Below are 20,269 nucleotides of genomic sequence, written 5' to 3' on the forward strand. Positions count from 1 at the left end.
GACACCCATGTCCCAGGACGGCGACCGCACCCACGAGCAGCCCGAGACGGCCATCGAGGAGGTCCTGCGGGAGATCAAGGAGTCCAAGCCCCGCGACGCGCAGTCCGACGAGGGCCGGCGCCGGGGCGAGGCCGGGGACGCCACCTCGCCGAACACCGGTGCCCAGCAGGACGCCGAGGGCGAGTGACGCGGGACCGCGCCTGGACGGGGGTGTCACCGCGGTGTCCGGGTACTCGCGCCGCCATGGAGCACCGCCGCGAAGAACCACAGCCGCCGACGGCCCGGGGCCCGCTCTCCGCGGCCGTCGGCACGTACCTGCTCGGAACGGGTCCGCTGCCCGGACCGGAAGCCGTCAGCGCCGCACCCGCGTACGGCGACGACCTCCAGCTCGCCCTGTACCAGTGCTACGAGCTGCACTACCGGGGCTTCGCCGGCGTGCCCCCCGGCCTCGAGTGGGATCCGGACCTGCTGCGCGTCCGGGCCGCACTGGAGCACCGCTTCCTGTGCGCGCTGCGCGCCGACACCCCGGTCCACGACAGCGTGGAGGAGGCGGTCGGGGCGCTGCTCGTCGAGCCGGTCGACGGGAAGGGCGTCAGCCACTTCCTGTGGGACGAGGGCGAGCTGTGGCACCTGCGCGAGTACGCGGCCCAGCGCTCGCTGTACCACCTGAAGGAGGCCGACCCGCACGCCTGGGTGCTGCCGCGGCTGTCCGGGCGCGCGAAGGCGGCGATGGCGGCGGTGGAGTTCGACGAGTACGGCGGTGGCCGCCCCGACCGGGTGCACGCCCGCCTGTTCGCCGACCTGATGACGGACCTGGGCCTGGACACGACGTACGGGCGTCATCTCGACGCGGCCTCCGCCGAGTGCCTGGCCACGGTGAACATGATGTCCCTGTTCGGCCTGCACCGGGCCCTGCGCGGCGCCCTGGTGGGTCATTTCGCGGCGGTCGAGATCACCTCGTCGCCCGGCTCCCGGCGGCTCGCCGAGGCGATGCGCCGCACCGGCGCCGGACCCGCCGCCGAGCACTTCTACGACGAGCACGTCGAGGCCGACGCGGTGCACGAGCAGATCGTGCGCCACGAGGTGATCGGCGGGCTGCTGGAGCAGGAGCCGCACCTCGCGGCGGACGTCGCCTTCGGCATCGACGCCACCGGGTACGTCGAGGACCGCTTCGGCGCCCGGCTGCTCTCCGACTGGCGGGCCGGCCGGTCGTCCCTGCGCACCCGGCTGCCCGAACCGCCCCGCGAACCCTCCGGGGTCTCCCATATTTCGTGACGGCCGGGGTACGTGGGATCCGTGAATCCGATGGTGCTTCCGGGCGTCTACGCCCCTCAGGAGGACACCGCCCTGCTGGCCGGGGCGCTGTCCGACGAGTCGCTCCCGCCGGGCGCGGCCGTACTCGACGTGGGGACCGGCTCGGGCGCCCTCGCCCTGGCGGCGGCACGGCGGGGCGGCCGGGTGACCGCGGTGGACGTGTCGTGGCGCGCGGTGTGCGCGGCCCGGGTGAACGCCGCGCGGGCCGGGCTGCGGGTCCGTGTCCGGCACGGCAACCTCTTCACGCCCGTACTCGGTGAGTCGTTCGACCTCGTGCTGGCCAATCCGCCGTACGTACCGGCACCGGGCGGTGGCCGCCGGCCGCGCGGTGCGGCGCGGGCCTGGGACGCCGGCCACGACGGCCGGCTGGTCCTGGACCGGATCTGCCGGGAGGTGCCCGCCCTGCTGCGTCCGGGCGGTGTGCTGCTGCTGGTGCAGTCCGCGCTCAGCGATCCCGGGCGGACCGTCGGGTGTCTGCGTGAGGCGGGTCTGAAGGCCGCGGTGACCCGGCGGCAGCGGATCGCGTTCGGTCCGGTGGTGCGCGGCCGGGAACGCTGGCTGCGCCAGCGCGGGCTGCTGTCCCTGGCCGACAACGAGGAGGAACTGGTGGTCGTCCGTGCAGAACTCCCCGTCTGACCCCCCGCGTCCCTCCGGTCCCTCGGGCGCCCCGCGCCGGGTCAAGGCCCAGCGCAGGGGGCCGCTGCTGGTGGAGGGCCCGGTGGAGGTGGAACTGGAGGACGGGACGACCGTGTCGTCCGACCGCTTCCGGGTCGCGCTGTGCACCTGCCGCCGAAGCCGGCGCTACCCCTGGTGCGACACCAGCCACCGCGCCAGGTCGTCCGGGACCGGTGACAGTGGGGGGCCGGCGGTGGAGGACTGACAGCTCCGCGCCGTGGTTCCGGGGAGGACGGCGGACGGCCCCACTCCGTCCGCCGTCCCCGGTGCGGGACCGTGCGTCCCGTACGGCGGCGCTCGCACTCCCCAGTAGCGAGCCGCCGGTCACGCCGCACGGGTCGGGCGGTCCCGGTCCTCAGAACGTGAAGACGCTCGCGCTGCCCGCGTTCTTCACGCACTCGTTGGCGAAGGTGTGCTCGTAGGAGAGGTGCCGGCCCTGCCAGACGCCGTCGACGGTGACGACGACGGGCGCGTACTCCCGGGTGCACAGCACACCGGTGCCGGCCGTCAGCGCGACGAAGTCGCCGCCCGCGCCCCGCAGCTCCGCGCAGGCGAGATCGGGGGCGGGGTGGGTGCCGGAGGCCTTCGGGGCACAGGTCAGGGTGACCGCGCGTAGCGGTACGGCGGTGGCAGCGCTCTCTCCGTGCCCCACGGTCAGCACGAGGGCCGAGGGGGCGTGGAGCGACGCGGGGGCGGTGGCCGGGGAGGCGAGGGAGGCCCCGGCGAGGGGCCCGCAGACGGCGGTTGCCGTCAGGCCCAGAGTCGCTGCCCAGCGCGCGGTGTTCCGCATTGTGTGCATCCTTCCGCTCGGTACGAGGGTGTCGCCGGCCGGCTCGGTCGGTGCCGGAACGGCGAGCGCGAGTCTGCCGAGTCCGTCGCCGAAACTCATCTCGACCCCACGGGTTTCGGTAACCTTGCGTATTGAATCAGTGGCGTGAAGTCACGGAATTCGAACGTTCCAAGTCCGGAACAGGGTGGTTCTTGATCGGTTATTGAGGCCTGAACTGGCCGAATGGCGCGATCCACGCGTTCGTCAATAGGCCTGAAACACTCCTGCAACGAATCCGTTCCCCTGGCCGTGGGCCTCGATACTCGCCGGTACGGTCCCGTCGGGTGCGTCGCGGGCGGCGCCCGTGACGGCAGCGCCGCGCACCGACCGGGCCGCCGGCGGTGCGGCACCCGATGCGTGTCGGCGGTGCGGCACCCGATGCGTCGCCCGCGGTCCGCTGTGGCCGGTCACCTGCCCGGCAGCTCCACCCGCCGCGCGTCCGGGGCGCCGGTGCCCGCGATGGACAGGGAGCCTTCCGCCGCCGGTACCGGTTCGGTCCGCCAGCGCTGGCCGTCGGAGCCGTCACGCACCTTCACCACGAGCTCGGCGTCCGTGGTGACGGTGGTGGCGGCGAGGGCGAGCTGCTTCTGCCGGCGCGGCACCAGCTCCCCCTGCCCGGTCAGGTCGTAGCGCACGTCGTCGCCCCGCCCGGTGCCCTCGTCGGCGCAGGTACCGAGGATGACGGCTCCGGCGTCCGCCTGCGAGTCCAGACACAGCCCCGGGTCGGCGACGCTGCGCAGCAGCCCGTCGTCCTCGTAGGTCCACTGCTGGGTCCACGCATCGGAGCACACCGCCAGCCGGGTGCCCGTTCCCGCCTTCGGCTCGCCCCGGACGTCGAGGCAGAGGTCCGCGGCGACGTTGCGCAGCCGCGTACGGTCCGCCGCCGTGGGCAGCGCGGCCGCACCGGGCGGTTTCGGACGGCTGGTCGCTGAGGCCACGGCGTCGCCGCCGACGGCGCCGGTGGAGGCGGCCGGATCGGCGCCGTCGCCGTCGTACGACCACACGCTCACCACGAGCACGATCGCCATCACTCCGGCCGAGGCCGCGCCGAACCTCCCGAGCACCGACCGGCCGGAGCGCGGCCGGCCCGGGTTCGGGCGTACGGGCGCGGGAATCCTGGCCAGCAGCCCGGGGCGTCCGCCCCGGTGCCGGGCGGCGCCCTTGGCGAGGGTGCCCGGTGTCGCCCGTCCCGGACGGGAGTCGAGATAGCGCCGGGCCCCCCAGCCGAGTACCGCTTCGGCGATCAGCGCACCCAACTCGCCCTTGAAGTGGCCGAGTTGTTCAGCCGCGTGCCGGCAGTGGCGGCAGTCCGCCAGATGCCCCCGGACATCCGGCAGCAGAGCGCCGCCGCGGCGGATCGGGACGTCGAGGAGGCGGCTGTGGAAGCGGCACTCCTGACTCGACGCCAACTGTCCATGGGCGTGCAGACAACCCTCGCGGAATTTCTCACGCGCTTGTTCGAGGGTGGCCGACGCGGTGTCGGTATCCATGCCGAGCAGACCGGCCGGGGCGCTAATGGGCTCACCTTCGACCTCCGTGTGCCACAGCAAACAACGGGCCGGACCGGGAAGCGAAGCGAATGCCCGCGCGGCCAGCGCGCGGTTTTCCGGAGTCAGGGACTTCGCCGCCCGCATACCACGTCCGCCGGCGGGTTTGAGGAGCTGGGGAAGAACGCCGGACATCTCGTCGTCGGCGGACCACTGCCGGACCGTGTCCCGTACGGCCACCAGCAGCCGTGGACGCAGCGCGGTGGCGGGCTCGCCCTGGGCGAGCCGGTCGGTCACCCGGCGCCAGGCGGCGGCGGTGACCATAGCGGTGACCTGGCCCGACGCGGCGAGGCAGATGGTCGCGTAGTCGTGGGCGGGCTGCCAGTGGCGGGCCATCAGCAGCGCGGCGGCCTGGGCACCCGCGCTCTTGGGGCCGTCCCTCAGCCGCGCGGCGAGGAACTCGTCGGACTCCCCGGGATCCCCGCCGGACGGCGGGTACGCGGGTCGAGGAGGATGGGGGGTGGGCACTGAGGCGTTTCCTTCCCACGCGCAGGTGAGCCAGAGATCCTGGTCGCCGAAAAGGCATCCTGATTGGTGTATACCTTTTGGGCGCGGTGTGGGGAGCGCGAATTCGCGGCGGCGAAATCTGGCCTGATTCATCCGGGCACGCGCGAGACCCGGCCTTCACCCCCCGCACGGGTGCTTCACTCTCGCACGAACCACTCATGGTCAACAAGCGAACCGGGTGACACGAGCCCTGTTTGAAAGAAGGTCAATTCGCGCGGCAACTCGTGCGGCTCGCACCGGCTTTCGGCTTTCTCCACGCGCCCCGTGTGAAACACGTGCACACACCGGTGCCCCGCGCACTCTGCCGGAACCCGCCCCGGCCCGGTGGACTGGCGGTGGCCCTTCTCGGAAGGCCCCGCGCGGGGCGGCGGCTGTCCTGCGCGCGCGGCCGCCGGCCCCGTTCCTCCCGCCCTCGGTCGGCGGCCCCGAGAAGAGGGCCGCGCCGGTCCGCCCGGGTTTCAGATCTGCCAGGCACGCAGCCGGTCGGCCGCGCCGTAGACGTCGGTCCCGCCGGACTTCAGGTCGCGCGCGAGGTCGACCAGCGCGCCGTAGGGCGGGTCGATGCCGACGCCGCTGGCGTACATGTAGGCCACGGCCGTCGCGCAGGCGAAGCGTGCGTTGGCCGAGGGCAGGGGCCCCAGCACGACGAGGGTGTGCAGCAGGGCTGCGGCCCGCCAGGCGGGGTCGGAATTCACCCCCAGACGGGGTGGGTCGACGCGGTGCCGGGCGACGGCGGCGACGAGCGCGGAGAAGTCGTTGACGGTGGGCGGCTCCGGCAGCACCTCCTCGTGGCGCTGGAGCAGCCAGGGCACGTCGATGTGCAGAACCTGCGCCATGGGTCAGGCGGCCCGCCCCTCGCCCCTGACGGGCGGTGGTTCGTCGTCGGGGAAGGCGGCCGCGAACTCGTCGGCGTGGGCCGAGAAGAAACGGCGGAACACGTCCGCCCCCTCCTGCAGCGCCCGGTGCCGGGCTATGTCGGCGGCGGCGGCCTCCCGCACGAGCGCCTTCATCGACGTACCGCGTTCCTTGGCGATCTGCCGCAGGTCCTCGAGCTCGCGGTCGCTGAACTCCACGTTCAGAGCTGGCATGCCTCCCAAGGTACCGCGCAGGTACTGACCCGTAAATATCCACAGGTCACAGAGGTGCTATGCGGGTACCCCGGGAGGCGGTCCGGGCAGTGGTGCGGTCAGCTCTGGTCCGCCACGAAGGAGGCCATCCGGGCCAGTGCGGCGTTCCAGTTGATGGTGTGCTCGTTGGTCGACCAGGACTGGATGTCGTCGATGAAGCAGAACTGGGCGACGCAGCCCTGGAGTTTGCTCTGCGCGTAGGGGTCCTGGATGTTCGAGTTCGGGCCGCCGGACAGGGTGCCGTCGGGCGGGGCCGGCAGCGCCGGGTCGAGCTGCTTGGCGTACCAGCGGCTGTGCTGGTTGTGCGCGTTGACCTCGCCGTAGCCGGTGACGTACGACATGTTCAGCGCGTTGCGGCCCAGGATGTAGTCCATGCCCTGGAGCGCGCCGTCGCGGTATTTCGAGGCGCCGGTGATGTCGTAGGCGGTGGCCAGGACGACCGCGTTGTTCAGGATCTGGTGGCTGGAGCCCCAGTCGTAGACGTTGCCCTCGGGGGCGTAGGGCATGCCGTACGGATGCGCCTTCAGCGTGGCCAGGTACTGGTCGGCGCCCCGGACGACGGAGCGGCGCACCTTGTCGACGCCGGGGAGCCGGTTCGGCACGGTCGCGAGGTCCAGGCGTGCCGCCGCCGCGGTGCGCGCCCAGTCGAAGCCGAGCGGGCCGAAGATGTCGGCGGTGTGGACCGGGGACTTCAGCACGTACTCCTTGAAGTCCCGCTCCCCCGTCGTCAGGTACAGCTCGGCCGCCGCCCAGTAGAACTCGTCGTCGACGCGGCTGTCCGGGTAGGCGCCGCCGCCGATGCCGTCGCTCTCGTCGGCCAGCACGTCCGGGTGGGCCAGCGCCGCCGCCCAGGCCTCGCGGGCCGCGTCGAGCGCCTTCGCGGCGAACTCCCGGTCGTAGGGGCGGTAGAGGCGGGCCGCCTGCGCGGCCGTGGCCGCCAGGTTGAGGGTGGCGGCGGTGGTCGGCGGGTGCAGTTCGCGCTTTTGCGGGTCGTCACTGGGCAGCAGCGGCAGCCCGGTCCACGCCTCGTCGTGGATCTTGTGGTGGGCCATGCCGGCCAACGGCTGCCCGTCCGGCACCTGCATCTTCAGAAGGAAGTCCAGCTCCCAGCGCACCTCGTCGAGGAGGTCCGGCACCTTGTTCCCGCTCTCGGGAATGTCCAGGGTGCCGTCGCCGAGCTTGGACGGCTCGCCCGTGCGGGCGTGCAGTGAGCGCTCGTAGGTGCTGAGCAGCTCCCAGGTGGAGATGCCGCCGTTGACGACGTACTTGCCGTGGTCTCCGGCGTCGTACCAGCCGCCGGCGACGTCGAGCGAGTAGTCGCAGACACCGGGCTGGCACGGCACCTGGGTGTCGCCCTGGTTGGGCGCCACGCCCACGTGTCCGGCCGGGCGGGCGTAGCCCGGACGCAGGTCGCCGCTGATGGGGGTGCCGCTGCGCTGCGTGTAGTAGTACTTCGCGGAGTCGGTGCGCAGCCGCTCGTAGGCGGCCGTGCCGATGTCGAACGGGCGGCTGGTCTCCCCGTCCGCGACCAGGGTGTAGCCCTCCCCGCGCTTCTTGTGAAGGCCGAAGTCGATCGAGTGGACGTTCTGTCCGGAGGAGGCGTCCACGCCGCGCGGCGTGCTCCAGCCGTGGGCGACGACCCGGCCGCCGTCGTTCTTCAGCTGCCAGGGCAGGCGCGAGGTCGCGTCGGTGACCAGCGTGGCGTTCTTCGGACCGGACGGCAGGTAGCCGACCTGGTTCACCCGGACCCGCGGCCCGGTGTCCGGCACGTACGGCTCGGGGGCCACGCCGCCCAGCAGGGACACGTCGTCCACGCAGAACCGCCAGGCGTCGGGGGTGCCGCCGAGCTGGAAGCCGACCTGGCCCTGGGTGGTGTCGACGGGTGAGGTGAAGGTGTAGGAGTAGGTGTTGCCGGAGACACTCAGCTGCGGGCTGACCTCGTGGTAGGTGTCGTACGGGGACACCGACAGGCCCACGATCGCCCGGACCACGTGGTCGGCGGGCGTACCGGTCGCGGAGAAGGAGAGCTTGTACGACTCCCCCGCGACGAGGGTGATGTCGTTCTGGCCGACGGCGGCGTCCCAGCGGTTGGCTGTGCCGCCGGGGGCGTCGGCGCACAGCCGGCCGTCGGACACGTCCGCGGTGACGTTGCTGCTCGCCCACCAGGAGTCGGTGCCGTTGTCGAAGGTGCCGTTCTTGACCTGCTCGGTCTCTTCGGCTCCGGCCGGGGCGGCGGGCAGCGCGGTGACGGCCGCCGCCAGTAGCGCCGTCAGGGAGACGAGGGCGGTTCTGCGTCGTGTCAGGCGTTGCGTCAGGCGTCTTGTCACGTCCGGGCTCTCCTCGGAGGAGGTGCGGGTGGCGCGCTCGGATCACAGTGCATGGGAGCGCTCCCAAAAGCGGTCGCAGGACATGCTTGTGGGAGACATGACATTCCGTCAACGGTCCGGACGGGACCGGACGGGACTCGTTTCCCGTCCGGACCGTGTCGTCCGGGTCTCAGGCGGCGGGCGCTTCCAGCCGGCTGACCCGGATCGCTCCCTCCACCTCGCCGGGGTGGCCGCTGGTCATCGTGAGGCGGACGCGGGAGCCGCGCAGCGCGTCGAAGGTGATGACGGTGGGCGCGTCGGACTCGGAGGCCCAGTCGGTCCGCGCCCCCTGAGCCGCGCGCCAGACGCGCCCGTCCCAGACGGCGACCTCGACCGTGGCGGGCAGGCTGTGCGTGGCGTCCACGGTGAAGGAGACCTCGATCCGGTCGTAGACGCGCCGGCGGCCGTGGTCGACCGAGACCCAGTCCTCGGCGCGGGCCCCCTCGAAGGCGGGCAGCAGGGCGGTGGCCGCCTTGTGGAAGCCGTTGGACCATCCCGTAGCCGGGTCGCCGTCGAGCATGGCGGCAGGGAGCGTGTCGGGGCGGCCGGAGTAGCTCGCGTCCGCGTGCGGGTGGTCCACGGGCGCCGGGTGCTCGGGCCGGAACTCCGCGGCGGGTGTGGTGGCACGGGTCGCGGCCCGGCGGGCGCGGACGGTCGCCGTGTCCGTACGCAGCCCGTCCGCTCGGGCCGTCACCCGCACCGTGCCCGGCCGGGTGCCGGACCGCACGATGGCGAGGGCCTTGCCGTGGAAGGCGGTGCGGGTACTGGCCTGGTAGCGCTCGGCGCTCTCCTGGCGGCCGTTGTCCAGTCCGGCCAGGGAGCCGCCCGCGACGTCGAAGGAGATAAGGTGCTCGGCGCCGGGCACCACCACACCGCGCCGGTCGACCACCTCGGCGGTCACGAAGACCAGGGAGCGGCCGTCGGCGGCGACGCTCTCGCGGTCCGGGGTGAGACGTACGGCGTGCGGCGCCCCGGCGGTGCGCAGGACGTCGGTGGCGACCGCCCTGCCGCCGCGCCGGGCGACGGCCTTCAGCTCACCCGGCTCGAAGGGCACCTTCCAGGTCAGGTGGAGCTTGCCCGCGCTGCCGTTCGGACTGGTGTAACTGCCGGGGTAGGGGCCGTCGGTGAAGGTCTTGTCGTCGCCGGTGGCCTCGGTGGTCTCCAGGTACGCACGGCCGTCGACGGTCTTCTTGGTGTCGAACGTGCGGGTGCCGAGGGACTTCCCGTTCAGGAACAGCTCGACGGTGTCGACGTTCGCGTACGCCCAGACCTCCACGGTGTCGCCCGCCCGGTGGTTCCAGCCGGCCGGCAGCAGGTGGACCATCGGTTCGTCCGTCCACTGGCTCCGGAACAGGTGGTACATGTCCTTCGGGAAGCCGGCGGTGTCCACCGCGCCGAAGAAGGACGCCTTGACCGGGAAGACGTCGTACGGCGTCGGCTCGCCGATGTAGTCGATGCCGGACCACAGGAACTGGCCGGCGAACCACTTCCGGTCCCGGTCCTTCTTGTGGCCGTACTCACCGCTCATGGTCCAGGAGGCGAGGTTGTTGTCGTAGGACGAGGTGGCCCGGCCTCCCGGGGTGTGGTTCTCGCCGGTGTTCAGGCGTTCCGGCTCCTGGTAGGTGCCCCGCGTGGAGGTCTCGGACGACGACTCGGACTCGAAGAGGAACAGGTGCGGGTAGGCCGCGTGCAGGTCGTCCACCGACTTGGCGGTGTTGTAGTTGAGGCCGAGGCCGTCCAGCTTGGCCAGCATCAGGTCGGCCGCGGAGCCCTTGGCCGGCATCCGGCGGTACTTGTCGGAGCCGATGATCAGCGGGCGGGTGTCGTCGGCGGCCCGGATGGCGTCGATGATCCGGTCGGCCATGGCGAGTCCGGCGGTGGAGGTGGAGTCGGGGACCTCGTTGCCGATGGACCACATCACCACGGCGGGCGAGTTGCGGGCCGCGAGCACCATCTCGGTGGCGTCCTTCTCGCACCACTCGTCGAAGAACCGGCCGTAGTCGTAGCGGTTCTTGCCGGTACGCCAGCAGTCGAAGGCCTCCACCAGCATCACGATGCCCATCTCCTCGCAGACCTCGATCATCTCGGGCGAGGGCGGGTTGTGGGAGGTGCGGAAGGCGTTGACGCCCATCGACCGCATGATGGTCATCTGTCGGCGGATCGCGTCGATGCTCACCGCGGCGCCGAGGGCGCCGAGGTCGTGGTGCAGGTCGACGCCCTTGATCTTGGCGTACCTGCCGTTGAGGTGGAAGCCCTCCTCGGGGTCGACGTGGAAGGTGCGGATGCCGAACGGGGTGCGGTAGGTGTCGACGGTCCGCCCGGCGACGCGCAGTTCGGTGTGCAGGGTGTAGCGGTGCGGGGTCGCGAAGTCCCACAACCGGGGGCGGGTGACGATGAGTTCGTGGGTCTCGCCGGCCTCGCCGGTGACGTCGGCCGTGGAGGCGGCGCGGGCCACCGTGCGTCCCTCGGCGTCCTTGACCGTCGACCTGATCTCGACCTCGCGCGTGGCCCCCGAGGCGTTCACGACGGACGTCTCCACCCGGACGACGGCACGCTCCTCGCTCACCCGCGGCGTGGTGACGTACGTGCCCCAGCGCCGTACGTGCACCGGTTCGGTGACGACCAGGCGGGCCTCGCGGTAGATGCCGCTGCCGGAGTACCAGCGGCTGCTCGGCAGCCGGTTGCGCACCTGGACCGCGAGGACGTTCTCGGTGCGGCCGTCGGTGTGCACCAGGTCGGTGAGGTCGAGGGCGAAGCCCGTGTAGCCGTAGGGGTGGCGGCCGATCTCCCGGCCGTTGCAGTGGACGCGGGAATCCATGTAGACGCCGTCGAACTCGACCGAGATCCGCTTCCCGGCGAGGGCGGGCGGCAGGGTGAACGCGAGCCGGTACCAGCCGACTCCGCCCGGCAGGAAGCCGGTCCCGCTGGTGGTGCCGTACTCGGTGGTGGGCGTCTGTTCGATGCTCCAGTCGTGCGGGACGGCGACCTCGCGCCACGCCGAGTCGTCGTGGGCGGGGTCGGCGGCGTCGGTCGAGTCCTCGGCCGCTCCGTCGGGGTCGACCAGCCAGAAGCGCCAGCCGTCGCGCAGGGCGACGGTACTGCGGCCCGTACCGCTGCCCGTCGCGTCCGCGGCCCACGCCGACGGGGCTCCCAGCACTGCCCCGGCCGCCGGTGCCGCGGCGGAGGCGATCAGAACCGATCTGCGTGTGACCGTCATGACGGATCTCCCTCGTCAAGCTCATCAAGGCTCAGAAGTACTCACAACTGATCGTGAACAAACAGATTCTGACGCCGTGCCACACGCGGACGTCAAGGGTACGGAAAGCTCTTTCTTTCCCGGGCGGCCCGGGCGTCCCGTGGCCCGAGCGTCCACGGAACGGTCACGAGCCCAGTGGTTCGGGTCCGCACGGTGCCCGGACGCACTAGGCTGGGGCCAGGTGACGCGCTGTTCACCGTGGGTGTGCGCAATGGAGTGGCGACGATGAGTCCGGTCAACCCGTTCGACGATGCCGCCACGGCCCGCGCGGTGATCGACGACTCCGGCACCCTGCGGGAGTGGAACGAGGGTGCCCGCCTGCTGCTGGGCCACCGGGCCGCCGACGTCGTGGGTCGCCCCGCCGCCGCACTGCTGGCCGACGGCGGCGACGACACGGGCCCCCGACCCGGCGACGAGCGCTGGAACGGCACCCTGGCACTGCGGCACCGTGACGGACACACCGTGTCCGTGTGGGTGCTCGCCCACCACAGACCGCCGCGGGACGGCGGCCCGGGCACGTGGCTGGCCGTCGCTCCGCCGCACCCCGGCCCCGGCCGTCCGGACGACCCACTGGTCAGAGCGGCCCTCACCCAGTCCCCCTGCGCCACGATGATCTTCGACGACCGGCTCCGGCTGCGCGGCGTCAACGACGTCATGGCACAGCTCCTCGGCCTGCCGGCGGACCGCGTCCGTGGTCTGCGGCCCACCGACATCGGCAGCAAGCGGCAGAACACCGAGCTCGAACAGCACATGCGGCAGGTGCTCGCCACCGGCCGTCACCACGACATGCACACCCACCTGAAGGCCACCGGCGAGAGCCGCGCCCACGCGTGGCACGCCGGCATCGCACCCCTCACCGACGCCGACGGACAGGTCCGCGGCGTCTGTGTGAGCGCCCACGACTTCACCGAACAGCACCTCTCCCGGGAGCGGCTGCAACTGGTCAACGAGGCCAGTGTGCGCATCGGCACCACGCTCGACGTCACCCGCACGGCCCAGGAGCTGGCGGACGTGTGCGTCCCCGCGCTCGCCGACTTCGTGAGCGTCGACCTGCTGGACCCGCAGGAGGACGGCGGTGAGCCCGCCGCCGTGTCGGCACCGCCGGTGGGCCTGCGCCGCGCGGCCCACCAGTCCGTCAACCCGGGCTGCCCTGAGGCGGTGGCCGAGCCGGGCCGGCTGGACGTCTACCCGGCCGGCTCGCCCCAGGCCGAGTGTCTGGTCGCGGGGCGCGCGATCGTGGCCGCGGTGCCCAGCGGCGATCTGGAGCGGTGGCGGGAGTGGGATCCCGTACGCGTCCGGCGGGTGGAGGAGTACGGCATCCACTCCACGATGTCCGTGCCGCTCCAGGCCCGCGGCACCACTCTCGGCGTCGCGGTCTTCACCCGGTTCCGGCGGCCGTACGCCTTCACGGACGACGACCGGCTGCTGGCCGAGGAGGTCAGTGCCCGCGCCGCCGTCTGCATCGACAACGCCCGCCGCTACTCCCGCGAGCGCGAGACGACGCTGACCCTGCAGCGCAGCCTGCTCCCCCGGTGGCTGCCGCCCACCGCCGCGGTGGAGGCGGCCTCCCGTTACCTGCCGGCGGCCCGCTCGGGGGTCGGCGGCGACTGGTTCGACGTCATCCCGCTGTCCGGGATGCGGGTGGCCATGGTCGTCGGGGACGTCGTCGGCCACGGCATCCAGGCCTCGGCCACCATGGGCCGGCTGCGCACCGCCGTCCGCACCCTGGCCGACATCGACCTGACCCCCGACGAGTTGCTCACCCACCTCGACGACCTGGTCGTCCGGCTGTCCGAGGAGTCCGGCGACGACGGCGCGGGCGAGGTCGGCGCCACCTGCCTGTACGCGGTGTACGACCCGGTGTCGCGGCGCTGCGTCCTGGCCCGGGCCGGGCATCCGGAGCCCGTCCTGGTGCCGCCGGACGGTCCGCCCCGACAGGTCGGACTGCCCTCCGGGCCCCCGTTGGGCGTGGGCGGGCTGCCGTTCGAGTCCGCCGAACTGGAGCTGCGCGAGGGCAGCGTGCTGGCGTTCTACACCGACGGGCTGGTCGAGAGCCGCGACCGGGACGCCGACGCCGGCCGGGCGCTGCTGCGCGAGACCCTGGCGGCCGCCGCCGGCTCCCTGGATGCGACCGGCGACCGGGTGATGCACGCCCTTCTCCCGCCGGGCGGCGCCGCCGACGACGCGGCCCTGCTGCTGGCCCGTACCCGGGGACTGCCCGCGGGCCAGGTCGCCACCTGGGACATCCCGGCCGATCCGTCGCTGGTCGCCCCCGTCCGCAAGCAGGTCGTCGAGCAGTTGTCCTCCTGGGCCCTGCTGGAGGCGTCCTTCACCGCCGAGCTGGTGGTGAGCGAGCTGGTCACCAACGCCATCCGGTACGGCACTCCCCCGATCCGGCTGCGGCTGATCCACGACAGGGCCACGCTGATCTGCGAGGTCTCCGACACCAGCCACACCGCGCCGCACCTGCGCAGGGCCAAGACCTGGGACGAGGGCGGGCGGGGTCTGCTGCTGGTGGCCCAGCTCACCCAGCGCTGGGGCAGCCGGCACACGGCCGAGGGCAAGACGATCTGGGCCGAGCTGGGACTGCTCGACGAGGAGTGAGGCCGAGCGGCGCGCCCCCGTATCCGGAAGTACGCCCCTCGTTTCCCGGGCCTCGGGGCGGGACACTCGAAGGCACAGGGCGTACGGTGCCCCCCGCACGGGGCGGGCCGTGCGCGAGAAGCCCACGGGAGTGTGGAGAAGCGATGGCGAACACGTCCCAGCCCGTACGCCGCACGGCCCTGCTCGCGAGCGCTGTCGCGCTCCTCGGACTGCTGAACGCCTGCGGCAGCCAGAGCAGTACGTCGGGCGCCCCACAACCCACCGAGGCTCCCCGCACGACCCCTGCGGACACCGGTGCCGCCACCAGTACCGCCCCCGCACCGGCGGTCACCACCGCGCCCAGCGACACCGCCGGATCGGCCTCCGCCTCCGCCCGCACCGACGGCCGCTGCCACACCTCCGAACTGCGCGCCGCCGTCGGCCGCGTCGACCCGGGGGCCGGGCAGCGGAACTTCCCGATCGTGCTGACCAACGCCTCCGGGCGCACCTGCACCCTGTACGGCTATCCGGGCGCCGCCTTCGTGGACGCGTCCGGCAGGCAGCTGGGCCCGGACCCCGAACGCGAGCCCGCCTCCCCCCGGACGGTCTCGCTGACGCCGGGGAAGAGCGCGTGGGCCGGGCTGTCCTTCTCCAGTCCGCAGATCAGCGGCGCCCGCACCGCGGCTCCGGCGGCGCTGCTCGTCACCCCGCCGGACGAGCGGGACCCGATCGAGGTCGAGTGGACGGCCGGTGAGGTCCCGGTGGGCGGCGACGAGTCGTCGGTGTCCGTCACCGCCCTGGACGCCGGAACGGGCCCCTGAGGCGCACCCCGGAAGCGCCCCCTCCGGGGCTTCGTGTCCGGGATCAGTGACCGGCGATCGGGTGGGGCGCGTAGGGCCGCTCCAGCTCCTCTGTCTCCTTCTCACTGAGCGTCAGTTCGACCGCCGCCACGGCGTCCTCGATGTGCCCCGGCTTCGACGCGCCGATGACCGGCGCGGTCACCGTGTCCTGGTGCAGCAGCCAGGCAAGCGCCAGCCGGGCACGCGGCACGCCGCGGTCACCGGCGATGCGCGTGACGGCCTCGACCACGGCGCGGTCGCCGTCCTGGTAGAGCGTGCTGCCGAAGTCGTCGCCGGCACTGCGCTCCGTGGTGGTGTCCCAGTCGCGGGTGAGCCGGCCGCGGGCGAGCGGACTCCAGGGCAGCACGCCGACGCCCTGGTCCGCGCAGAGCGGCAGCATCTCGCGCTCCTCCTCCCGGTAGACGAGGTTGTAGTGGTTCTGCATGGACACGAACTTCGTCCAGCCGTGCCGCTCGGCGGTGTACTGCATCTTGGAGAACTGCCAGGCGTACATCGAACTGGCTCCGATGTAGCGGACCTTGCCCGCCTTCACCAGGTCGTGCAGGGCCTCCATCGTCTCCTCGACCGGTGTCTGCGCGTCGAAGCGGTGGATCTGGTAGAGATCGACGTAGTCGGTGCCCAGGCGCCGCAGGCTGTGGTCGATCTCGGTCATGATCGCCTTGCGGGACAGTCCGCCGCCGTTGGGTCCCGGCCGCATCCGGCCGTGCACCTTGGTCGCGAGCACGATGTCGTCCCGGCGGGCGAAGTCGCGCAGCGCCTTGCCGACGATCTCCTCGCTGGTGCCGTCGGAGTAGACGTTGGCCGTGTCGAAGAAGGTGATGCCGGCCTCCACCGCCTGCCGGATCAGCGGGCGGGAGGCCTCCTCGTCGAGGGTCCACTCGTGCGTGCCGCGCTCCGGCACGCCGTAGGTCATGCAGCCCAGGCAGATCCGTGACACGTCCAGGCCCGTCGAACCGAGCTTCACGTACCGCATCGTTGCTGCTCCTGTCTTCAGGATCATCAGTACCGATGGGGAGCGTACGTCTTCGCGCGGGCTGGCAGCCGGGGCGGGTCAGCGCTGCCCGAGCAGGTCCAGCGCCCGCTCCCAGCCGAACTCCGGGCGGCCGCCGTCCTCCGTCTCCCCGGCGTACGGGTCGCCGAAGCGCACACCCATCCGGCGCAGCCGTGCCAGGCTCTCCTGGTACGCGGGATGGGAGGCCAGTGCGTCGGCCACGCAGGGCAGGACGGCGACGGGAACGCCGAGGCCGCAGGCCTCGCACAGGGTGGCCAGGGCGAGGGTGTCGGCCATGCCGGCGGCCCATTTGTTGACCGTGTTGAACGTGGCGGGCGCGACCACGACGGCGTCCGGCGCCGGGAAAGGGCGCGGTTCGCCGGGGCGGCGCCAGGCCGACCGGATGGGGCGGCCGGTCTGCGCCTCGACGGCGGCGGTGTCGAAGAAGCCGCCCATGGCGACCGGTGTCGCGAAGACCCCGACCTCCCAGTCGCGTTCCTGCGCGGCGGTGATCAGCCTGCTCACGTCACAGGCCACGCCGGCGGCGCAGACGACGACGTAGAGGAAGGGTTTCCCCGGCTTCTCGGGATTCTCCGGGTTGCCGGGATTCCCCGGGTTCCCGGGTTCTTCACCGTTCTCGGGTTCCTCGGCGTTCCGGGGCTGTTCGCTCACCCCAAAGACCCTACTGAACGGGCCGCGGGCCGTGGATGCGGCGGTCCGTCTCCTCGATGCGTACGTCGTTGATGCTCGCCTCCCGCCGGGTCATCAGACCGTGCTCGTCGAACTCCCAGAGTTCGTTGCCGTAGGAGCGCCACCACTGGCCGTCGGCGTCGTGGGACTCGTACTGGAAGCGGACGGCGATGCGGTTGCCGTCGAAGGCCCACAGGTCCTTGCGCAGTGCGTACTCGTGCTCGCGCGCCCACTTGGCGGTCAGGAACTCGACGATGGCGGCGCGGCCGGTGAGAAAGGTGTCGCGGTTGCGCCAGACCGAGTCCTCGGAGTAGGCGAGCGCGACCTTGTGCGGGTCGCGGGTGTTCCACGCGTCCTCGGCGTCCCGGACCTTCCGGGCGGCCGTTTCGCGGGTGAACGGCGGCAGGGGCGGGCGGGCGGTCGTCATGGTCGAACCTCCGTCGGCAGAAACGGAGAACGAGCGTTCTCCGCATGGCTGCTACCGTAGGAGAACGCACGTTCTCGCGTCAAGGAACGCATCGAGGCACACATCAGGGAAGAGGCCCCATGGACAGCGAGGTGGCCCGCGAGCGGGCCCTGGACGCGGCGGAACGGCTCTTCTACGGGCGGGGCGTCCAGGCCGTCGGCATGGACGACGTCCGCAGCGGCTCCGGTGTCTCGCTCAAGCGCCTCTACCAGCTGTTCCCGGCCAAGGAGCAGCTCGTGGTGGCCTGTCTGGAGCGACGCGACGTGCGCTGGCGGGGGCAGCTGGCGGAGTACGTCGACCGGTACGAGGAGCCCGGCTCACGGCTCCTGGCCGTCTTCGACTGGCTCGGACGGTGGTTCGCCGAGCCGGACTTCCGCGGGTGCGCCTGGATCAACGCGTACGGCGAACTGGGGGCCACGTCTCCCCCGGTGGCGGACCGGGTACGCGCGCACAAGGCGGCGTTCCGTGAGTTCCTCGACGGCCTGGCGGCCGACGCGGGACTGCCCGCCGCGGTGGGCGGGCAGCTGTTCCTGCTGGCCGAGGGTGCCATGGTGACGGCGGGCGTCACGGGCGGTACGGCACCCGCGCGCCAGGCGCGTGAGGCGGCGCGGGTGCTGCTGGGCGCCGCCGGGGCTGACGTCCCGGCGGCGGACGCTCCCGCGGTCAGCCCACCGTCCGCGACACGGTGACGGCGCCGACGGGACACGCCCGGGCCGCCTCCCGCAGCAGTGCGCTGCCCCCACCGTCCTCCCGGCCGGGCCGGACGGTGCCGTAGCCGTCGTCGTCCTGCGTGAACACGTCCGGGGCGGTCAGGGCGCACTGGCCCGCGCCGACACAGGTGTCCTTGTCGATGCCGATGTGCATGTCCGCCGGCCTCCTACCAGGTCACGGGGAGTTCCAGCATCCCCTGGATCGTGTCACCGGGCTTGAAGGGGATCTCTGGTGCCGGGGCGGCCAGGCGCAGCGTGGGCAGCCTGGCGAAGAGGCTGTGCAGGGCGATCTCCATCTCGGCGCGGGCCAGGTTCTGGCCCAGGCACTGGTGGATCCCGAACCCGAAGGCGACGTGATGGCGGGCCGGACGGTGCCAGTCCAGTGCGTCCGGCTCGGGGTAGACGGTCTCGTCGCGGTTGATGACGGAGGTCGAGAAGACGACCCCGTCGCCGGCCCGGATGGTCTGCCCCTCCACCTCGATGTCCTCGGTGGCCTGCCGCAGCAGCCCGTCCGCGATCGACAGGACGCGCATCAGCTCCTCGACCGCACCGGGCAGCAGCGCGGGATCCTCGCGCAGCTCGGCCAGTCGCCGGGGGTTGTCCAGGAGGGTGTAGGTGCCGAGCGAGATCATGTTGGCGGTCGTCTCGTGGCCGGCGACGAGCAGGATGACCGCCATCGCGACCAGCTGTTCGCGGTCGAGGGCGCCCTCACTGAGCTGGTGGCGGACGAGGTCGTCCAACAAACCCTCGCCGGGCGCCTTCCGCTTGCGCTCGATCAACTCGCCCAGGTACGCCTCCAGCCGGCCGCGGGCGTCCTGGGTGTCGGCGGGCGCGGGGCCGCGCAGCAGCCGGCGGGACTGTTCCTCGAAGAAGTCGTGGTCGGCGTAGGGGACGCCGAGCAGCACGCAGATCACCATCGAGGGCACGGGCAGCGCGAACGCCGTCACCAGCTCGGCGGGCGGTCCCTGCGCGATCATCGCGTCGAGCCGTTCGTCGACGATCCGCTGGATGCGCGGGCGCAGGGCGGCCGCGCGTTTGAGGGTGAAATCGGGGAGCACCATCCTGCGCTGGGCGCGGTGTTCGGGGTCGTCGACACCGAGCAGGGCGGTCTTGCGGCCGCGTACCGCGGCGAGGCGCGCCGAGCTGGCGGGGAACCCGTCGCGGGTGCGGTCGGTGGACAGCCGCTGGTCGGCCAGCAGCCGGCGGGCCGCGGAGTGTCCGGTCACCAGCCACGCCGGGCGGCCGTCGAAGAGGGTGATCCGGGCCAGCGGCCGGGCGGCGCGCAGCGGGTCGTAGGCGGCGGGAGGGTGGTAGGGGCAGGTGCGGTCCTGCGGGAAGGCGACGGGTTCCGTCGTGTTCCCGTCCGTCGTCGTGTCGGTGTCCGTCATGGAAGACCTCGCAGACGAAGGGTACGTCGTGCCGGTCCTCATTAGATGCCCCGGGCATCTACAGGGCGACGTCAAGTTCGGCCAGATCGGTGGCGGGAGCGAACTGGCCGGGGATCGCCGCCCGGCCCCCGTACGGTGGACGCCCTGGCCACGGCGAGGCTGTCCTCGTGTACACGTGGTGCCGGACGACGAGAGCGTCCCGTACGGTCAGCTGCCGGGCGAACGTGGCGCGATAGGGCCGTCCGGTGGCCGCGGCGGTCTGCCGGATCCCGCCGCGGGCCACGGCCTCCACGCCGTCGAGCGGGATCCGCTCGATCCGAGCGCCCGTCCGGCCCCCGGAACGTGGTGGGCGGCGCGATGACGTGCGGGGTGATCCCGCTGTCACGTCGGGGCCGGCGGGCGGGATGGGGTAAGGATGGATCCTGCGCAGGCCGGTGTTGTACCACGGTGCCGGTCAGCCGTACGACACGACGATGGGACGGAAGCCATGCCTCTTGAGGGCGAGTACGAACCCAGCCCGACGCAGTGGGTGCGTGAACAGGTCGAGCTCTACGAGAGCTCGGGCGGGACGAAGGGCACGACGCTGATGGACACGGGGATGCCCGTGATCGTGCTGACCACGCGGGGCGCGCGCAGCGGCAGGCTCCGCAAGACGCCGCTGATGCGCGTGGAGCACGAGGGCCGCTACGCCGTGGTCGCCTCCCTGGGCGGGGCGCCCAAGCACCCGGTCTGGTACCACAACGTCAAGGCCGATCCTCACGTGGAACTCCAGGACGGCCCCGTCAAGCAGGACATGACGGCCCGTGAGATCACCGGCGCGGAGAAGGCCGAGTGGTGGGAGCGTGCCGTCGCGGCGTATCCGCCGTACGCCGATTACCAGAAGAAGACGGACCGGGAGATTCCGGTCTTCGTGCTGGAAGCGGCCGACGGGAACTGAACCCGGCGGGCGAAAGTTTTCCG

General features: G+C 72.5%; 20 protein-coding genes. 8 read left to right on the forward strand and 12 right to left on the reverse strand.

Going from position 1 to position 20,269, the window contains the following annotated elements:
• Positions 1–7: 7 nt before the first annotated feature.
• From ACH4F2_RS28345 to ACH4F2_RS28360, 4 genes are read left to right on the forward strand one after another with little or no spacing between them, the layout of a single operon-like run.
• On the forward strand, positions 8–187 hold the full coding sequence (locus tag ACH4F2_RS28345; protein WP_398135587.1) for a hypothetical protein: 180 nt from the start codon (positions 8–10) through the stop codon (positions 185–187).
• A 56-nt stretch (positions 188–243) separates the two neighbouring features.
• Positions 244–1,275 (forward strand): iron-containing redox enzyme family protein, encoded by a 1,032-nt coding sequence (locus ACH4F2_RS28350; RefSeq protein WP_398135588.1) that lies wholly within the window; start codon positions 244–246, stop codon positions 1,273–1,275.
• Between the two features lie 30 nt (positions 1,276–1,305).
• Complete coding sequence (locus ACH4F2_RS28355; protein ID WP_398135589.1) at positions 1,306–1,950, forward strand: HemK2/MTQ2 family protein methyltransferase; 645 nt, start codon at positions 1,306–1,308, stop codon at positions 1,948–1,950.
• Positions 1,931–2,194 (forward strand): CDGSH iron-sulfur domain-containing protein, encoded by a 264-nt coding sequence (locus tag ACH4F2_RS28360; protein WP_398135590.1) that lies wholly within the window; start codon positions 1,931–1,933, stop codon positions 2,192–2,194. The genes ACH4F2_RS28355 and ACH4F2_RS28360 overlap by 20 nt, the downstream gene beginning before the upstream one ends.
• A 150-nt stretch (positions 2,195–2,344) precedes the next feature.
• Here ACH4F2_RS28360 and ACH4F2_RS28365 read toward each other — a convergent pair whose 3' ends face one another.
• The 6 genes from ACH4F2_RS28365 to ACH4F2_RS28390 form a co-directional block, all read right to left on the reverse strand.
• Positions 2,345–2,779: a protease inhibitor gene (locus ACH4F2_RS28365; RefSeq protein ID WP_398135591.1), complete on the reverse strand. Its 435-nt coding sequence runs from the start codon at positions 2,777–2,779 to the stop codon at positions 2,345–2,347.
• A 446-nt stretch (positions 2,780–3,225) separates the two neighbouring features.
• The gene (locus tag ACH4F2_RS28370; protein ID WP_398135592.1) at positions 3,226–4,833 is read right to left on the reverse strand and encodes a ricin-type beta-trefoil lectin domain protein; all 1,608 of its coding nucleotides are present in this window, start codon (positions 4,831–4,833) and stop codon (positions 3,226–3,228) included.
• Between the two features lie 497 nt (positions 4,834–5,330).
• A complete protein-coding gene (locus ACH4F2_RS28375; protein ID WP_398135593.1) occupies positions 5,331–5,708 on the reverse strand; it encodes a toxin Doc in 378 nt (125 codons plus the stop codon).
• Positions 5,709–5,711: 3 nt separating this feature from the next.
• On the reverse strand, positions 5,712–5,960 hold the full coding sequence (locus ACH4F2_RS28380; RefSeq protein ID WP_398135594.1) for a hypothetical protein: 249 nt from the start codon (positions 5,958–5,960) through the stop codon (positions 5,712–5,714).
• Between the two features lie 98 nt (positions 5,961–6,058).
• Positions 6,059–8,302 carry a glycoside hydrolase family 9 protein gene (locus ACH4F2_RS28385; RefSeq protein ID WP_398135642.1) on the reverse strand — a complete coding sequence of 748 codons (2,244 nt, stop codon included), beginning with the start codon at positions 8,300–8,302 and terminating at the stop codon, positions 6,059–6,061.
• Between the two features lie 193 nt (positions 8,303–8,495).
• Positions 8,496–11,582: a glycoside hydrolase family 2 TIM barrel-domain containing protein gene (locus tag ACH4F2_RS28390; protein WP_398135595.1), complete on the reverse strand. Its 3,087-nt coding sequence runs from the start codon at positions 11,580–11,582 to the stop codon at positions 8,496–8,498.
• A gap of 264 nt (positions 11,583–11,846) precedes the next feature.
• On the opposite strand from ACH4F2_RS28390, the gene ACH4F2_RS28395 reads away from it, so the two are divergent.
• Positions 11,847–14,225: a SpoIIE family protein phosphatase gene (locus ACH4F2_RS28395; RefSeq protein ID WP_398135596.1), complete on the forward strand. Its 2,379-nt coding sequence runs from the start codon at positions 11,847–11,849 to the stop codon at positions 14,223–14,225.
• Between the two features lie 143 nt (positions 14,226–14,368).
• Positions 14,369–15,025 (forward strand): DUF4232 domain-containing protein, encoded by a 657-nt coding sequence (locus ACH4F2_RS28400; protein WP_398135597.1) that lies wholly within the window; start codon positions 14,369–14,371, stop codon positions 15,023–15,025.
• A gap of 43 nt (positions 15,026–15,068) precedes the next feature.
• Here ACH4F2_RS28400 and ACH4F2_RS28405 read toward each other — a convergent pair whose 3' ends face one another.
• The 3 genes from ACH4F2_RS28405 to ACH4F2_RS28415 form a co-directional block, all read right to left on the reverse strand.
• Positions 15,069–16,037, reverse strand: coding sequence for an aldo/keto reductase (locus tag ACH4F2_RS28405; protein ID WP_398135598.1), 969 nt, complete (start codon positions 16,035–16,037; stop codon positions 15,069–15,071).
• Between the two features lie 78 nt (positions 16,038–16,115).
• Complete coding sequence (locus tag ACH4F2_RS28410; protein WP_398135599.1) at positions 16,116–16,727, reverse strand: flavoprotein; 612 nt, start codon at positions 16,725–16,727, stop codon at positions 16,116–16,118.
• 10 nt (positions 16,728–16,737) lie between these two features.
• On the reverse strand, positions 16,738–17,172 hold the full coding sequence (locus ACH4F2_RS28415) for a nuclear transport factor 2 family protein (RefSeq protein WP_398135600.1): 435 nt from the start codon (positions 17,170–17,172) through the stop codon (positions 16,738–16,740).
• 119 nt (positions 17,173–17,291) lie between these two features.
• On the opposite strand from ACH4F2_RS28415, the gene ACH4F2_RS28420 reads away from it, so the two are divergent.
• Positions 17,292–17,900, forward strand: a complete 609-nt coding sequence (locus tag ACH4F2_RS28420) for a TetR/AcrR family transcriptional regulator (RefSeq protein ID WP_398135601.1) — start codon at positions 17,292–17,294, stop codon at positions 17,898–17,900.
• On the opposite strand, the gene ACH4F2_RS28425 is transcribed toward ACH4F2_RS28420, so the two are convergent.
• The 3 genes from ACH4F2_RS28425 to ACH4F2_RS28435 are packed head-to-tail and all read right to left on the reverse strand — an operon-like array spanning position 17,875 to position 19,592.
• Positions 17,875–18,075 (reverse strand): ferredoxin, encoded by a 201-nt coding sequence (locus ACH4F2_RS28425; RefSeq protein WP_398135602.1) that lies wholly within the window; start codon positions 18,073–18,075, stop codon positions 17,875–17,877. The genes ACH4F2_RS28420 and ACH4F2_RS28425 overlap by 26 nt on opposite strands.
• A 13-nt stretch (positions 18,076–18,088) precedes the next feature.
• Positions 18,089–19,309 (reverse strand): cytochrome P450, encoded by a 1,221-nt coding sequence (locus tag ACH4F2_RS28430; RefSeq protein WP_398135603.1) that lies wholly within the window; start codon positions 19,307–19,309, stop codon positions 18,089–18,091.
• Positions 19,310–19,367: 58 nt separating this feature from the next.
• A complete protein-coding gene (locus ACH4F2_RS28435) occupies positions 19,368–19,592 on the reverse strand; it encodes a hypothetical protein (RefSeq protein WP_398135604.1) in 225 nt (74 codons plus the stop codon).
• Positions 19,593–19,796: 204 nt separating this feature from the next.
• Here ACH4F2_RS28435 and ACH4F2_RS28440 point away from each other — a divergent pair, with 204 nt between their 5' ends.
• Entirely contained in the window at positions 19,797–20,246 is a 450-nt protein-coding gene (locus tag ACH4F2_RS28440; protein WP_398135605.1) for a nitroreductase family deazaflavin-dependent oxidoreductase, read from the forward strand.
• The last annotated feature ends 23 nt before the right edge of the window (positions 20,247–20,269 follow it).

It is taken from the genome of Streptomyces sp. NPDC017890 (assembly GCF_044328675.1).
Lineage (GTDB): Bacteria > Actinomycetota > Actinomycetes > Streptomycetales > Streptomycetaceae > Streptomyces.